The organism is Paracoccus fontiphilus (assembly GCF_017356265.1).
Lineage (GTDB): Bacteria > Pseudomonadota > Alphaproteobacteria > Rhodobacterales > Rhodobacteraceae > Paracoccus > Paracoccus fontiphilus.
The window spans coordinates 17,868-31,891 of the sequence record NZ_JAFNAW010000012.1; the positions used below are offsets into that span (position 1 = coordinate 17,868).

A 14,024-nucleotide genomic window follows, 5' to 3' on the forward strand; every position below is an offset into this window, starting at 1 on the left:
TCATGAGCAATGTTTCGCAACTGAAGCGGTTGGGGTTGTTCGATTCGCGCGTCCCGCGCTACACGAGCTATCCCCCCGCGACGCAATTCAAACCTGGCGTGAACGCCAATATGGTCTCGGGCTGGCTTGATTCCATACCCGAGGGCGCGGCGATCTCGCTGTACCTGCATGTGCCGTTTTGCCGCAGGCTGTGCTGGTTCTGCGCCTGCCGCACGCAGGGCACCAAGACGCTGGACCCGGTCATCGCCTATGTGGACACGGTTCTGGCCGAACTGGAACTGCTGCGCCGCCACCTGCCGCGCGGGCTGCGCCTGTCACGGCTGCATTGGGGCGGCGGCACGCCCACGCTGCTGCCGCCCGACCAGATGCGCCGGGTCGCCGATGCGATCTTCGACGTGGTGCCGATGGCCGAGGGGGCCGAGTTCTCGGTCGAGATCGACCCGTCGGAAATCGACGCCCCGCGCATGGCGGCGCTTGCGGCATCGGGGATGAACCGCGCATCCATCGGCGTGCAGGATTTCGACCCCAAGATCCAGGAAGCCATCGGCCGCCTGCAGGGCTTCGATCTGACGGCCCAGGCTGTCGACCTGATTCGCAGCCACGGCATCGCCAGCCTGAACGCGGACATCCTGTACGGCCTGCCCCACCAGGACCGCACCCGCATCTCGGAAACCGTGCAGAAGCTGCTGGCCCTGTCGCCCGACCGCGTGGCGCTTTACGGCTATGCCCATGTGCCCTGGATGTCCAAGCGCCAGGTGATGATCCCCGAGGAGGCCCTGCCCGGCAACGAGGACCGGCTGTCGCTGTTCAGCACGGCGCGCGACCTGTTCGTGGCCGACGGCTATGCCGAGATCGGCATCGACCATTTCGCCCGGCCCGGCGACGGCCTGGCGGTGGCGCAGAAGGCCGGCCAGCTGCGGCGCAACTTCCAGGGCTATACCGACGACCGGGCCGAAGTTCTGCTGGGACTGGGCGCATCGTCGATTTCCCGCTTCCCGCAGGGATATGCCCAGAACGCGCCCGCGACTGGCGCCTATACCGCCGCCGTGCGCGAGGGACGCCTGCCCCATAGCCGGGGCCACGCCTTCACCCCCGAGGATCACTGGCGCGGCCGGATGATCGAGGCGCTGATGTGCGATTTCAGGATCGACGCGGAGGAGATGGTGCGCGGCTACGGCCTGACGCCCACCCAGTTGCAGCAGGTCTTCGACCCGGTGATCGGGCAGTTCGGCAACATGGTCGAGGTCGGCCCCTGCGGCCTGCGCATCACCCCCGAAGGCCGCCCGCTGGCGCGCATGGTCGCCAACATGCTGGACAGCTACATGGCCGCGCCGACCAGCCATTCCTCGGCGGTGTGACATGGAGGGTGCGTGCAAGCACGCACCCTACGGGTGGTGATGCTCCCGGTGATCCGCACACCCCTCGGGCGGCTCGATCTCGATGGTGGCATGGGGGATGTCGAAGCGGTGGGCCAGCATCTCCTTGGCAGCGCGGGTGGTGGCGAAGGGATCGCCCACAGCCATGACCAGATGAACGGATGCCGCCGTGCGTTTCTCGTCGATCTGCCACAGGTGCAGGTGATGGGCATCGCTGACGCCCGGCAAGCAGCGCAGGGCCGACAGGACCGCGCCGGGGTCGCTGCCCGGGGGCGCGGCCAGCATCAGCATCCGGAAGACCGGGCCGATCTCCAGGCCGATATGCCACAGGATCACGGCGGAAATCGCCAGCGTCAGGACCGGATCGGCGAGGTTCCAGCCGAAAGCCCAGATCAGCAACCCGCCGACGATGACGGCGACCGAGACACCGGCATCGGCCAGGTTGTGCAGAAAGGCCGCGCGGATGTTGGCGCTGTCCTTCGATGCCCGCCAGACCAGCGCGGCGGTCGCCAGATCGACGACCAGGGCGAAGGCGGCCAATCCCATGACCAGACCGCCCGCGACCTGCGGGGGATCGGACAGGCGCCCCAAGGCCTCGGCCGCGAGCCAGATCGAGATGGCGATCAGCGCCAGGTAGTTCACGAAGGCCGCGACGATTTCCGCGCGGCCCCAGCCATAGGACCACTCGGGCGTGGCCGCCCGTCGCGCCAGCCTGCGCGCGCCGAAGGCCAGCACCAAGGCCAAGGCGTCGGACAGGTTGTGGATGCCGTCCGCGATCAGCGCAGTCGAATCGGCGGCGTATCCGCCGATGATCTGCGCCGCCGTCAGGGCCAGGTTGACGGCGACGGCCCAGCCGATCGCGCCGTCGCCGTGGTGGTGATGCCCGTGCGAATGGCCGTGGTCGTGGCCGTGGCCCATCAATGCGCCTCGGCCCAGTTCAGCCCGTGGCCGGCGTCCACCACCAGCGGCACCGACAGCTTCACGGCGGGCTCGGCCGCGTTTTCCATCACGTCGCGGGCGGCGGCGATCAGGGCCTCCACGGCGTCGTCCTGCACCTCGAAGACCAGTTCGTCATGAACCTGCAGCAGCATCCGCGCGGGCAGATGGGCGATGGCGGCGGGCATCCGGATCATCGCGCGGCGGATGATGTCGGCGGCAGCGCCCTGGATCGGGGCGTTGATGGCCGCGCGGCGCGCGCCGCCCGCCGCCGGGCCGGACTGGTTGATGCCGGGCGTGTTGATGCGCCGCCCGAACAGGGTGCGCACGCAGCCGTCGGATTTCGCGTCCGCGATGGTGCGGTCCATGTAGGCGCGGATTTCGGGGAAGCGCTGGAAATAGGTGTCGATGAACTCCTGCGCCTCGGCGCGCGGGATGCGCAGGTTGCGTGACAGCCCGAAACTGGAAATGCCGTAGATCACGCCGAAGTTGATCGCCTTGGCACGGCGGCGGATCATCGGGTCCATGCCCTCGACGGGCACGCCGAACATCTGGCTGGCGGTCATGGCATGGATGTCGATGCCTTCGCGGAAGGCCTGCTTCAGCGCCGGGATGTCGGCCACATGGGCAAGGATCCGCAATTCGATCTGGCTGTAGTCGAGGCTGACGAGGCGATGCCCCTCGGCGGCGATGAAGGCCTCGCGGATGCGGCGGCCTTCCTCGGTGCGGACGGGGATGTTCTGCAGGTTCGGGTCGGTCGAGGCCAGTCGCCCGGTCTGCGCGCCCGCGATGGAGTAGCTGGTATGGACGCGGCCCGTGTCGGGGTTCACGAAGGTCGGCAGGGCGTCGGTATAGGTCGATTTCAGCTTGGAAATCTGCCGCCAGTCGAGGATGCGGGACGGCAGGTCATGGCCTTCCGCCGCCAGATCCTCCAGCACGTCGGCGCTGGTGGAAAAGGCCCCGGTCTTGCCGGTCTTGCCGCCGGTCATGCCCATCTTGTCGAACAGGATTTCGCCAAGCTGCTTGGGGCTGCCGATGGTGAATTTCTGGCCGGCCAGGGCGTAGATCTCGTCCTCCAAGGCCGCCATCTTCTGCGCGAAGGCGCCCGACATGCGCTTCAGCACGTCGCCGTCGATGCGGATGCCCGCCATCTCCATGTCGGCCAGAACCGGGACCATCGGGCGTTCCGTCAGCTGATAGCTGGTGGTCACGCGTTCGACGGGCAGCAGGGGCGCGAAGTGGTTGTAAAGGCGCAACGTGACATCGGCGTCCTCGGCCGCATAAGGGGCGGCCTTGTCGATGGGCACCTGGCCGAAGTTGATCTGCGCCTTGCCCGTGCCGATCAGGTCCTTGATGGGGATGCACTTGTGGGCCAGGTAGCGCTCGGCCAGTTCGTCCATGCCGTGGTTGTGCGTGCCCGCGTTCAGGGCATAGGACATCAGCATGGTGTCGGCCAGGGGCGCCATGCGGATGCCGTGGCGGGCCAGCATCTTCCAGTCGTATTTCAGGTTCTGGCCGATCTTCAGGATCGCCGGGTCCTCCAGCAGCGGCTTCAGCGCGGCCAGGACATCGGCCAGCGGCAATTGCCCCGCGACCGGGGCCGATTGGCCGAACAGGTCGTCGCCGCCCGCCACATGGCCCACGGGGATGTAGCAGGCCTTCCCCGGTGCTGTGGCCAGGCAGATGCCCACCAGATCCGCCTGCATCTCGTCCAGGCCGGTGGTTTCGGTGTCGATGGCGACCTGGCCGGTGTCGCGGATCGCCTGGACCCAGCGGTCGAGACCCTCGCGGTCGGTGATCGTCTCGTACAGGCTGCGGTCGATGGGCGGCAGGTCCGGGGCGGCGGGCGCGTCGCGGACGGGGGCGGCGACGACGGCGGGCGCCTCGGCCCCCAGGCGTTCGGCCACGCGGGCGGTCAGCGTGCGGAACTCCATCTCGGACAGGAAGGTCAGCAGGGTGGGCGCGTCGGGGGCCTTCACCTCCAGGCTTTCCAGGGTGAAGTCCAGCGGCGTGTTGCAATCCAGTTCCACTAGCCGCTTCGAGATGCGGATCTGCTCGGCGTGATCGAGGAGGGTCTGGCGGCGCTTGGGCTGCTTGATTTCCTCGGCGCGCGCCAGCAGGGTTTCGAGGTCGCCGAACTCGGTTATGAGTTGGGCTGCGGTCTTGATGCCGATGCCCGGCGCGCCCGGCACGTTGTCCACGGAGTCGCCCGCAAGCGCCTGAACGTCGACCACGCGGTCAGGGTAGACGCCGAACTTGGCGAAGACCTCGTCCCGGTCGATGGGCTTGCCCTTGATCGGGTCCAGCATCTGCACGCCGTCGCCCACAAGCTGCATCAGGTCCTTGTCGCTGCTGATGATCGTGACCACGCCCCCGGCGTCGCGCGCCTTGCAGGAGAGTGCTGCGATGATGTCGTCGGCCTCGTAGCCCTCGGTCTCGATGCAGGCGATATTGAAGGCGCGGGTGGCGTCGCGGGTCAGCGGGAACTGCGGGCGCAGATCCTCGGGCGGTTCGGGGCGGTTGGCCTTGTAGGCGTTGTAGATCTCGTTTCGGAAGGTCTTCGAGGAATAGTCGAAGATCACCGCCGCATGGGTCGGCGCGTCGTGGCCGCGCTCGTCGCTGACGTATTTCCACAGCATGTTGCAGAACCCGGCGACGGCGCCCACCGGCAGTCCGTCGGACTTGCGCGTCAAGGGGGGCAGGGCGTGATAGGCCCGGAAGATGAAGGCCGATCCGTCGATCAGGTGCAGGTGGTGGCCCTTACCGAATGTTGCGCCGAAGCTGTCCATGGAACGGTCCTTGTCCTAAGTCTTGGGGACCGTTTTGGCAGAAAGCGGCGTAGGGCGCAAAGGGGCGCGGTCGGAACCGGGGCGCTGCCCCGGACCCCGAGATATTTGGACCAAGATGAAAGACGACAGGCGTTCGCGCGCCTAGTGGTCGCCCGAGGCATGGTCGCGGTCGATCACGAAGCGCTTGTCGCAATAGCCGCAATCGACGAAGCCCGTCTCGGGCGAGATCGCCAGCCAGACACGCGGATGGCCAAGCCCGCCCGCGTCGTCGCCGTCGCAGGCGACCTTCCACGTCGTGACGACCTGGGTTGCCGGCGCGGGCAGCTTCAGTTCGGACAGGTCGGTCTGCTCGGTCGAGAGCGAGTTTTCCGGAATCACGTATCGCGTCATGGCTGGCCTTCTTGTGGCGGCGGGCGGCATCTGGTCTAACGCCCCATACCGCAGCGCCGCCCGCCTTCGCAAGCCGTCCGGGAAGAACAGCCATGCCAAACGCCATCGAGATCGCAGGTCTGCGCAAGACCTATGCCGCCCAGGGAAACGCGCCCGCCAAGGACGCGCTGAAGGGCATCGACCTGACCATCCGGGCCGGCAGCATCTTCGGGCTGCTGGGTCCGAACGGGGCGGGCAAGTCCACGATGATCAACATCCTGGCGGGGCTGGTCAACAAGACGGCGGGCCGCGTCACGATCTGGGGCTTCGACCAGGACGTGAATCCCCGCCAGTCGCGCGCGGCCATCGGGGTGATGCCGCAGGAACTGAACATGGACCCGTTCTTCACCCCTCGCGCCAGCCTTGAGGTCCAGGCGGGCCTTTACGGCGTGCCCAAGGCGGAACGCTGGACGGACGAGCTGCTGGATCTGGTCGGGCTGCGCGACCAGGCCAATGCCTATGCGCGCAACCTGTCGGGCGGGATGCGGCGGCGGCTTCTGCTGGCCAAGGCCCTGGTCCACCGCCCGCAGATCCTGGTCCTGGACGAACCCACGGCGGGCGTGGACATCACCCTGCGCGAGATGCTGTGGCAGAACGTCCGCGCGCTGAACCGGCAGGGCATGACCATCATCCTGACCACGCATTACCTGGAGGAAGCCGAACAGATGTGCGACGAGATCGCCATCATCAACCACGGCGAACTGGTGGTGCGGCAGGACACGCGCAGCCTTCTGTCGCGCGCCGACGGCAAGACGCTGGTGCTGGACACGGGCGGACGCGTCGCCCTGCCCCCGCTGCCCGAAGGCGCCCATGCCGAATGGCGGGGCGACGGGCGGCTGGCGATCAGCTATCCTCCGTCGCGGGTCCGCGCCGACCAGCTGCTGGATGCGCTGCGCGGGGCGGGCATCCCTATCCTTGATGTCGCGACCGAGCAGCCGGATCTTGAGGACGTCTTCGTCGAGATGACGCGCGGCTAGTCGCGCAAGAAGACCATCGGCCCCATCACCCGGCCGCCCATGATGTGCAGGTGGTAATGCGGCACTTCCTGCACGCCATGCGGCCCGGCATTGGTGATGGCGCGGAAGCCCGCGTTGCCGCCGTCCAGGCCCAGCCCCTCGGCCCGGACGACCTGGGCGCAAAGGCGGTGGAAGCCCGCGATCTCGGCATCCGAGGCATTGGCGGCGAAATCGTCGAAGCTGACATACTTGCCCTTGGGGATCACCAGCACATGGACCGGTGCCTTGGGCGCGATGTCGCGGAAGGCCAGGGCGTGGTCATTCTCGGCCACGGTGTTGCAGGGGATCTCGCCGCGCAGGATGCGGGCGAAGATGTTGGTGTCGTCGTAGGCAAAGGCCATGGGGTGGTCCTGTGGTCAATCGGTGAACAGATGCGGCGTCCGGGCCAGATCATGCGCGAGGTCGTTCGAAACATCCAGAAAGCGCGCGATGGCATCGGCATTGGCTTCCTCCGGCGCACCGGCCGCGATGGTGGAGAAGCGCGCGAAGTCCATGTCGTGAAGACGTTCGGCCTCGTGCGACAGGTCGCTTTCGACGACCGGCAGCAAGTGGCGGATCACCGCGTCTGGCGTCCCCTCGCCCGCAAGGCCGGTGCGGCGCATGTGGCCGCGCAGGTAGCCCTCGTCGAAGGCGCTGTCCACGAACAGGATTCGCGTCTCGGCCTTGTCGCTTGCGAAGTCGGCGATCAGCGCCAGCGCCGAGGGATCCAGGCACAGGACCAGTTGCCGCGATCCGAAATCGTCCAGAAGCAGCCGCAGCAGCGCCCGGCGGTGCCGTTCCCGCTTGGCCACGGTCGAGGCGATGCCGCCCAGGTCCGGCAGGCCCGCATCGCGTTCGTTGAAGATGTAGTCCACGGCGGGAATGCCGGTCCGCGCCCGTATGGCCGCCGTCAGGCGCTTGGCGACATGCCATTTCTTGGCGACCACCAGGCAGATCACGTGGTTTCGCGATGCGCCCTGGTCTTCCCAGAACCGCGGGGCGAAGCGGCGGCCCACCCGGCCCCGGCCGGTCAGGAAGCGGAACAAGCGCGGCGCCTCGTTCGTGACGGCGAAGCTGACGCCCTCGGCCTGCCACAGCGCGCCCAGCTTGGCCCGCAAATCCTGCGCCTCGGCGCGGATCTTGCGGGCGAACAGGTAGTCCTGCCGGACCAGCAGGTCGTAGTGGTCGTTGTAGAAGGTCACCGGCATGCCATAGTCGGTGAACATCAGGCAGGTGGGCGACCGGCGGCGGATTTCGGTCTTGGGAACCAGATGCGCGACCAGCGTCTGGAAGAAGGTCTCGTCCGGAATCCAGGTGGTGCGGAAGAAGCGCACCAGATCCGGCCGCCCGCCGATCAGCGCCAGAACCGCCTCGACGGTGTGGCGCCGCAGGCACCACCATTGCGAGCCGATCATCACCTGGATACCCTTGGGCAGCCCGCGGGCCAGCCGCAGCCATCGCTGGGCCTTCAGGCTGCCATAGAACAGGCGCTTGTTCCGCCGTTCGTTGAACCAGTGCCGGTAGATCAGCCGTTCGCCCTTGATGCCCGTCTTGATCCAGTCGCTGTCGAAGAAATCGAAGGATTCGATATAGTCGCAGTCGTCCCGGTCCAGGAAGTCGCGGGCGTATTCCGCCGACTTGACCGGCATGCAGTCGCCCGACAGCATGTAGAAATGCGTGGCCTGGGGAAAGCGGCGTTCGGCCTCGCGCAGCGCCGACAGGGTCGCGGCGACCAGGGACCATTCGCCCCATCCGCAACGATAGCGCCGGGGCGCGAAGGCCACGCCCGGCTCGGATGCCAGCGCGTCGCGGATCATCCGGTAGTCCTGGGCCGGGGCGCTGCGGTCATAGTGGATGACGACATAGTCGCCTGTCGCGGTCAGACGCCTTGCCTGATCCACCACGCCCTGCGGGTCCTTGTGCGTCAGAAGGATAAAGGCGATGCGGGCCATGGATAGGTCAGGGCTCTGGCTACTTGCTGCGTCATGGAATGGGCAATGAAACTTGCGCGCGTCACGGTTTCTGTGTGTAAACGCCTTTGACGTGTGCCGGCAAGCCGGGCTGCAATCTTGAGGGATGGGTGACGATGGGCTTTCCGGGCGTCTGGATGACTGAAAGCGAAAGCATGATCTATCGGGTGGTGCCGAAATGCGCCTGCTCGACCATCGGGCAGATCATGTTCTATTCGGATCATGGCCGCTTCTTCGACGGCGACATCCACGATTCCACCGCCGGCCTGCACAAATGGTCACAGGACGGCAGCAAGCCCCTGATCGAGGCCGCCGTCCCCCGGCGCGATGCCGTCACCTTCACCTGCGTGCGCAATCCTTATGCGCGCATCCTGTCGTCCTTCTTCGACAAGATCGCGGGCATCCAGCGCAACGGCCGGCGCTATCGCGGCAACCTGGTGCCGCAACTGGCGCAGCGATACGGCATCGACGTGGGCAGCCCCGACAACGGCTTCGAATTCGACCAGATCGCCAGCTTCCGCCGCTTTCTGCTGTTCGCGCGCGACACCATCCGCTGGCGCCGCCCGATGGAGCCCGACATCCACTGGTCGTCCATGTCGGGCCATATCGCCACCTTCATCGCCAATGGCGGCCGCTATGACCGGATCTTCTTCACCGAGACCTTCAACGACGGCATGGCGCAGGTGCTTGGCGACGCCGCCACGCCGGTCCCGGTCGATCTGGCTGCCGTGCCGCGCTTCAACGAATCCGAAGGGCATGGGCCAAAGCGCGCCCACAAGGTCAGCGCCTATTTCGACGACCTGTCGCGGCACCTGACCTGGGAAATCTACAAGGACGACTTCCAGTTGTTCCGGTATGATTTCGACGACCCCGACAACAAGATGCCCTTGGCCGAGGTCGATCTGGACGAGGTTCACGCGAAGCTGGGCAGGTAAGGGGGCCGATGCCCCCGGCCATCACTCCAGATGGCTTTCCATGAACCACAGGTCCTTGTCCACGGTGCGCGAGGCCGCGGTGAGGATGTCGGCGGTGTCGGCATCGCCCGCCTCGTCCGTGGCGTCGATGGCCGCGCGCAGCTTCTCGCCGTGCGCGCGATACCGCTCGCTCAGCGCCCGGATGTGATCCTCGGCCTTGGTCAGGTCGGTGGGGTATTCCTGCAGGTCGCTGCCCGCCGCCACCTTCTGCACGGTGCCCACGGCAACCCCGTCCAGTTGCTGGACCCGTTCGGCCATCGTGTCGATATGTTCGCGCAGGTTGTTGTGGACGGTGTCGAACAGCTCGTGCACGGCGATGAAGTTGCGCCCCTTCACGTTCCAGTGCGCCTGCTTGACCGCCAGCGCCAGGGCGATCGAATCGGCCAGACGTCCGTTCAGTTCCGAGATCGATGTCTTGCGGGCATTGTCGGTAAGGCCCTTCAGATCGACAGCCATGATCGGCTCCTTCCATTCCATGTTCCGCGTTCCAACGGCTGCCCGGGGCCAGTGGTTCCGCCTGCAGGACGGCCCTGCGCCATGGAAAACGGCGTCCCTGCCGCTGCATGGGACGCCGTTCGGATGGTGCCGTTGATCGGCAGGAAGCGGATCAGACCGCGCCCTTGATGAAGGTCACCGCATCGCCGACGGTCTGGATGGTTTCGGCGGCATCGTCCGGGATCTCGATCCCGAATTCTTCCTCGAACGCCATGACCAGCTCGACGGTGTCGAGGCTGTCGGCCCCCAGGTCGTCGATGAACGAGGCGGATTCGACCACCTTGTCTTCCTCGACGCCCAGATGCTCGACCACGATCTTCTTCACGCGATCAGCGATATCGCTCATGTCACATCCTCATTCTCGCGGGCATCCGCCCATTTTGTCTGCGGACTGGCGGTCCGCTTTTGCACAGGGCGGTTTCCCTGCTGCTAAAGCCGGGGATATAGCACCCGTGAACCCTCTTGCAACCGCTTTCGCGCGCGCGGGCGCGCGTCAGACCATCGCCATGCCGCCATTCACATGCAGCGTGGCGCCGGTGACATAGCCCGCCTCCGGGCTGGCCAGATACAGCACCGCCGCCGCGATCTCGGACGGCGCGCCCATGCGGCCCGCGGGGATCTGGCCCAGGATCTTGCCCTTCTGGTCGTCGTTCAGCTTGTCGGTCATCGCGGTCTCGATAAAGCCGGGCGCCACGCAGTTCACGGTGATGCCCCGGCTTGCGACCTCATGGGCCAGCGACTTCGACATGCCCATCAGGCCCGCCTTGGCGGCGGCATAGTTGCCCTGCCCCGGATTGCCCGTGGCCCCCACGACCGAGGTGATGTTGACGATCCGCCCCCAGCGGGCCTTCATCATGGGCCGCAGGGCTGCGCGCGACAGGCGGAACACGCTGGACAGGTTCACCTCCAGCACCTGCGCCCATTCCTCGTCCGACATGCGCATGAACAGGTTGTCGCGCGTGATGCCCGCGTTGTTGACCAGGATATCGACCGAGCCCATGGCCCCGGCCGCGTCCTTGATCAGCCCGGCCGCAGCCTCGGGCTCGGACAGGTTGGCGGGCACCACATGCGCCCGCTCGCCCAGTCTGGCCGCCAGTTCCCGCAAGGGCGCCTCGCGCGTGCCGGACAGGGCGACGGTTGCGCCTGCCGCGTGCAGCGCCTCGGCGATGGCGCGGCCGATGCCGCCGGATGCGCCCGTCACCAAAGCCGTCTTGCCTGTCAGATCGAACATGGCCGTCTCTTTCATCTTGGTCCAAATATCCCGGGGTCCGGGGCAGCGCCCCGGTCCGCCTCAGCCCTTCAGCGCCGCGATATCCGCAGGGGCGCCGACATTCCGCACGGTTACATCCTTGGCGATCCGCTTGATCATCCCCCCCAGCGCCTTGCCCGCGCCGATCTCCCAGAACTCGACCACGCCCGCCCCCGCCATGTTGGCGATGGATTCGCGCCAGCGCACCGTGCCCGTCACCTGCTCGACCAGCAGCCGCCGGATCGCGCCGGGCTCCGTCACCGCCTCGGCGCGGACATTGGCGACCAGCGGCACCGCGGGGGGCTGGATGTCCACGCCCGCCAGGGCCTCGGCCATTGCCGCCGCCGCGGGCTGCATCAGCACCGAATGGAACGGCGCCGAGACCGGCAGCATCAGCGCCCGCTTGGCGCCCGCCTCCTTTATCGCCGCCGCCGCACGCTCCACGGCGGCCTTGTGGCCCGAGATCACCACCTGCCCCGGATCGTTGTCGTTGGCCGCCTGCACGACCTCGTCGCCCGCCACCTCGCGCGCGATCCGGTCAACGGTGGCGAAGTCCAGCCCCAGGATCGCCGCCATGGCCCCCTGGCCCACCGGCACGGCTTCCTGCATGGCCTGGCCCCGCAAGCGCAGCAGACGCGCCGTATCCTCCAGCGTCAGCGAGCCCGCCGCGCACAGCGCCGAGTATTCGCCCAGCGAATGCCCCGCCACGAAGTTCGCGTCCGCAATGGTGATCCCTTCGGATTCCAGCGCCCGGAACGCCGCCATCGAGGTCGCCATCAACGCCGGCTGCGCGTTCCGCGTCAGCGTCAGCGTGTCGATGTCGCCGGTCCAGATCAGATCCGACAACTTCTCCCCAAGCGCCTCGTCCACCTGCGCGAACACGTCGCGCGCGGCCGGATAGACCTCGGCCAGTTCGCGCCCCATGCCGATGGTCTGCGCCCCCTGGCCCGGAAAAACGAACGCGCGCATGTGGGGTCTCCTGCGTAGTGAGTGTCTGACGGGGATAGCGCGCGGGCGGCGGCGGCGCAACGGGGCTGGGGCAGCGTCAGTCCGTGTCGCGCTGCGGGGCCTCGGCGCGAAGCCCAAAAAGAAAGGGGACCGACCGGCCCCCTTCCCCACGTCTATGGCAGGTCAGCCGATCAGCCGACCAGTTCCAGGCCCGAGAAGAAGAACGCGATTTCTTCCTTCGCGGTCTCGGGGGCGTCGGACCCGTGGACCGAGTTCTCGCCGACCGACAGGGCGAACTCCTTGCGGATGGTGCCTTCGTCGGCCTGGGCGGGGTTGGTCGCGCCCATCACTTCGCGGTTCTTGGCAATGGCGCCCTCGCCTTCCAGGACCTGCACGACGACGGGCTCCGAGGCCATGAACTCGACCAGTTCGCCATAGAAGGGACGGTCCTTGTGGACCTCGTAGAACTTGCCAGCCTGCTCGGCCGACAGCTTGATGCGCTTCTGCGCGACGATGCGCAGGCCCGCATCCTCGAACTTGGCGTTGATCTTGCCGGTCAGGTTGCGGCGGGTGGCGTCGGGCTTGATGATGGAAAGCGTGCGTTCGATGGCCATGGGGCATCCCTTTGCTGTGTCCGGCGGGCCAGCCCCGCCCGGTCGTGAAATCCGCGTCCGGTTATCAGGGATGGTATCTCGCGGCAAGCCGGGGGCATGATGCGCGCGAATCCCCACCGCCACGCCCGATGGCCCCAAGACAAAGGCGCGCGCATGACCGACCGTCCCCTGCCGTCCGACACCCAAGCCCGGCTGCGGCCCGGTCCCATCGCCACGATCTTCGCGGGGGCGCTGCTGCTGGCGGCAGCCTGGCAATGGTCCAATGTCCTGCTGCTGGGCTTCGGTGCGATCCTGATCGCCATCGCCCTGCGCGGGGGCGCCTCGCTGCTGAACCGCCGCTTCGGGCTGTCCTTCAAGCCGGGCGTGCTGCTGTGCGCCCTTGCAGCCATCCTGGTCATCGCCGGGATCGTGGCCTGGGCCGGGCCCTCGATCTCGGGGCAGTTCCGCCAGCTGATCGGCAGCCTGCCGCGCGCCTGGGAACAGGTCGAGGGCTGGCTGAGCAGCAGTTCCTTCGGCCAGTTCCTCGAACGCCGGATGGAGAACGCCTCGCAGGGCGGCGGCTCGGGTCCGACCGGCAGCATCCCCTCGGTCTTCGGCTACCTGACGGGAACGCTGACGACGGTCTTCGGCAGCGTCGCGAACCTGGTGCTGCTGGTGACGGTCGCGATTTTCCTGGCGCTTGATGCGCCCATGTACCGAGGCGGCGCGCTGCGGCTGGTGCCGCAATCCTACCGCGCGCGGGCAGGCCGGATCGCAGACGAGCTGGCGCGCGCCCTGGGCCGCTGGATGGGGGGGCAGGCGCTGGACATGGTGCTGGTGGCGCTTGTCACCGGCCTGGGCCTGTGGCTGCTGGGCGTGCCGCTGGCCCTGGTCCTTGGCCTGATCGCCGGCCTGACCAACATCATCCCCGTGGTCGGCCCCTTCATGTCGGGCATTCCGGCGGTGCTGTTCGCGCTGACGCAGGGCTTCGACCTGGCGATCTATGTCGCGCTGCTGTTCGTGGTCGTCCAGCAGCTTGAAGGCAACCTGCTGATGCCCCTGATCCAGCGGTTCGCCGCCGACCTGCCGCCCGCGCTGACGGTCCTGGCGATCCTGGCCTTCGGCAGCCTGTTCGGTTTCGCGGGGATCGTGCTGGCGACGCCGCTTCTGCTGGTCTCGATCATCCTGGTCAAGCGCGTCTATGTCGAGGATATCCTGGGCGACCGGCAGGACGACTAGATTTTTTCGCACGATCTTCATGACAAGGCGC

The 14,024-nt window shown here is 67.3% G+C and carries 14 protein-coding genes; 4 read left to right on the top strand and 10 right to left on the bottom strand.

The window, feature by feature from the left end; translation table 11 throughout:
- Positions 1 to 2: 2 nt before the first annotated feature.
- Positions 3 to 1,358 (top strand): oxygen-independent coproporphyrinogen III oxidase, encoded by a 1,356-nt coding sequence (gene hemN, locus J0F76_RS06495; protein ID WP_207467029.1) that lies wholly within the window; start codon positions 3 to 5, stop codon positions 1,356 to 1,358.
- Between the two features lie 27 nt (positions 1,359 to 1,385).
- Here hemN and J0F76_RS06500 read toward each other — a convergent pair whose 3' ends face one another.
- The 3 genes from J0F76_RS06500 to J0F76_RS06510 all read right to left on the bottom strand — a co-directional run bounded on the left by J0F76_RS06500 (position 1,386) and on the right by J0F76_RS06510 (position 5,431).
- Positions 1,386 to 2,294, bottom strand: coding sequence for a cation diffusion facilitator family transporter (locus J0F76_RS06500; protein ID WP_207467030.1), 909 nt, complete (start codon positions 2,292 to 2,294; stop codon positions 1,386 to 1,388).
- Positions 2,294 to 5,101 (bottom strand): DNA polymerase I, encoded by a 2,808-nt coding sequence (polA, locus tag J0F76_RS06505; protein ID WP_207467031.1) that lies wholly within the window; start codon positions 5,099 to 5,101, stop codon positions 2,294 to 2,296. Before polA ends, J0F76_RS06500 begins: the two co-directional genes overlap by 1 nt.
- Before the next feature lie 141 nt (positions 5,102 to 5,242).
- Positions 5,243 to 5,431 (bottom strand): zinc-finger domain-containing protein, encoded by a 189-nt coding sequence (locus J0F76_RS06510; protein ID WP_207467126.1) that lies wholly within the window; start codon positions 5,429 to 5,431, stop codon positions 5,243 to 5,245.
- Between the two features lie 152 nt (positions 5,432 to 5,583).
- Between J0F76_RS06510 and J0F76_RS06515 the strand changes: the two genes are divergently transcribed.
- Positions 5,584 to 6,507: an ABC transporter ATP-binding protein gene (locus J0F76_RS06515; RefSeq protein WP_207467032.1), complete on the top strand. Its 924-nt coding sequence runs from the start codon at positions 5,584 to 5,586 to the stop codon at positions 6,505 to 6,507.
- Here the strand turns inward: J0F76_RS06515 and J0F76_RS06520 are convergent.
- Both J0F76_RS06520 and J0F76_RS06525 read right to left on the bottom strand, forming a co-directional pair.
- Entirely contained in the window at positions 6,504 to 6,887 is a 384-nt protein-coding gene (locus tag J0F76_RS06520) for a histidine triad nucleotide-binding protein (RefSeq protein WP_207467033.1), read from the bottom strand. The two genes, J0F76_RS06515 and J0F76_RS06520, sit on opposite strands and share 4 nt — an antisense overlap.
- A 15-nt stretch (positions 6,888 to 6,902) precedes the next feature.
- The gene (locus J0F76_RS06525; protein ID WP_207467034.1) at positions 6,903 to 8,477 is read right to left on the bottom strand and encodes a DUF5928 domain-containing protein; all 1,575 of its coding nucleotides are present in this window, start codon (positions 8,475 to 8,477) and stop codon (positions 6,903 to 6,905) included.
- 134 nt (positions 8,478 to 8,611) lie between these two features.
- Between J0F76_RS06525 and J0F76_RS06530 the strand changes: the two genes are divergently transcribed.
- The gene (locus J0F76_RS06530; RefSeq protein ID WP_207467035.1) at positions 8,612 to 9,430 is read left to right on the top strand and encodes a sulfotransferase family protein; all 819 of its coding nucleotides are present in this window, start codon (positions 8,612 to 8,614) and stop codon (positions 9,428 to 9,430) included.
- Positions 9,431 to 9,451: 21 nt separating this feature from the next.
- On the opposite strand, the gene dps is transcribed toward J0F76_RS06530, so the two are convergent.
- The 5 genes from dps to ndk all read right to left on the bottom strand — a co-directional run bounded on the left by dps (position 9,452) and on the right by ndk (position 12,775).
- A complete protein-coding gene (gene dps, locus J0F76_RS06535) occupies positions 9,452 to 9,925 on the bottom strand; it encodes a DNA starvation/stationary phase protection protein Dps (protein ID WP_207467036.1) in 474 nt (157 codons plus the stop codon).
- 151 nt (positions 9,926 to 10,076) lie between these two features.
- Positions 10,077 to 10,310: an acyl carrier protein gene (locus J0F76_RS06540; RefSeq protein ID WP_089387089.1), complete on the bottom strand. Its 234-nt coding sequence runs from the start codon at positions 10,308 to 10,310 to the stop codon at positions 10,077 to 10,079.
- Between the two features lie 147 nt (positions 10,311 to 10,457).
- Positions 10,458 to 11,195 carry a 3-oxoacyl-ACP reductase FabG gene (gene fabG / locus J0F76_RS06545; RefSeq protein WP_207467037.1) on the bottom strand — a complete coding sequence of 246 codons (738 nt, stop codon included), beginning with the start codon at positions 11,193 to 11,195 and terminating at the stop codon, positions 10,458 to 10,460.
- A 60-nt stretch (positions 11,196 to 11,255) separates the two neighbouring features.
- Positions 11,256 to 12,182 carry an ACP S-malonyltransferase gene (fabD, locus tag J0F76_RS06550; RefSeq protein ID WP_207467038.1) on the bottom strand — a complete coding sequence of 309 codons (927 nt, stop codon included), beginning with the start codon at positions 12,180 to 12,182 and terminating at the stop codon, positions 11,256 to 11,258.
- Between the two features lie 170 nt (positions 12,183 to 12,352).
- Entirely contained in the window at positions 12,353 to 12,775 is a 423-nt protein-coding gene (ndk, locus tag J0F76_RS06555) for a nucleoside-diphosphate kinase (protein ID WP_207467039.1), read from the bottom strand.
- A gap of 153 nt (positions 12,776 to 12,928) precedes the next feature.
- Between ndk and J0F76_RS06560 the strand changes: the two genes are divergently transcribed.
- Complete coding sequence (locus tag J0F76_RS06560) at positions 12,929 to 13,993, top strand: AI-2E family transporter (RefSeq protein WP_207467040.1); 1,065 nt, start codon at positions 12,929 to 12,931, stop codon at positions 13,991 to 13,993.
- The last annotated feature ends 31 nt before the right edge of the window (positions 13,994 to 14,024 follow it).

Excerpts from the sequence above, each read along its gene's own strand:
- hemN (WP_207467029.1), top strand. The coding sequence starts at position 3 with ATGAGCAATGTTTCGCAACTGAAGCGGTTGGGGTTGTTCGATTCGCGC.
- J0F76_RS06500 (WP_207467030.1), bottom strand. The coding sequence starts at position 2,294 with ATGGGCCACGGCCACGACCACGGCCATTCGCACGGGCATCACCACCAC.
- polA (WP_207467031.1), bottom strand. The coding sequence starts at position 5,101 with ATGGACAGCTTCGGCGCAACATTCGGTAAGGGCCACCACCTGCACCTG.
- J0F76_RS06515 (WP_207467032.1), top strand. The coding sequence starts at position 5,584 with ATGCCAAACGCCATCGAGATCGCAGGTCTGCGCAAGACCTATGCCGCC.
- J0F76_RS06520 (WP_207467033.1), bottom strand. The coding sequence starts at position 6,887 with ATGGCCTTTGCCTACGACGACACCAACATCTTCGCCCGCATCCTGCGC.
- J0F76_RS06525 (WP_207467034.1), bottom strand. The coding sequence starts at position 8,477 with ATGGCCCGCATCGCCTTTATCCTTCTGACGCACAAGGACCCGCAGGGC.
- J0F76_RS06530 (WP_207467035.1), top strand. The coding sequence starts at position 8,612 with ATGGGCTTTCCGGGCGTCTGGATGACTGAAAGCGAAAGCATGATCTAT.
- dps (WP_207467036.1), bottom strand. The coding sequence starts at position 9,925 with ATGGCTGTCGATCTGAAGGGCCTTACCGACAATGCCCGCAAGACATCG.
- J0F76_RS06540 (WP_089387089.1), bottom strand. The coding sequence starts at position 10,310 with ATGAGCGATATCGCTGATCGCGTGAAGAAGATCGTGGTCGAGCATCTG.
- fabG (WP_207467037.1), bottom strand. The coding sequence starts at position 11,195 with ATGTTCGATCTGACAGGCAAGACGGCTTTGGTGACGGGCGCATCCGGC.
- fabD (WP_207467038.1), bottom strand. The coding sequence starts at position 12,182 with ATGCGCGCGTTCGTTTTTCCGGGCCAGGGGGCGCAGACCATCGGCATG.
- ndk (WP_207467039.1), bottom strand. The coding sequence starts at position 12,775 with ATGGCCATCGAACGCACGCTTTCCATCATCAAGCCCGACGCCACCCGC.
- J0F76_RS06560 (WP_207467040.1), top strand. The coding sequence starts at position 12,929 with ATGACCGACCGTCCCCTGCCGTCCGACACCCAAGCCCGGCTGCGGCCC.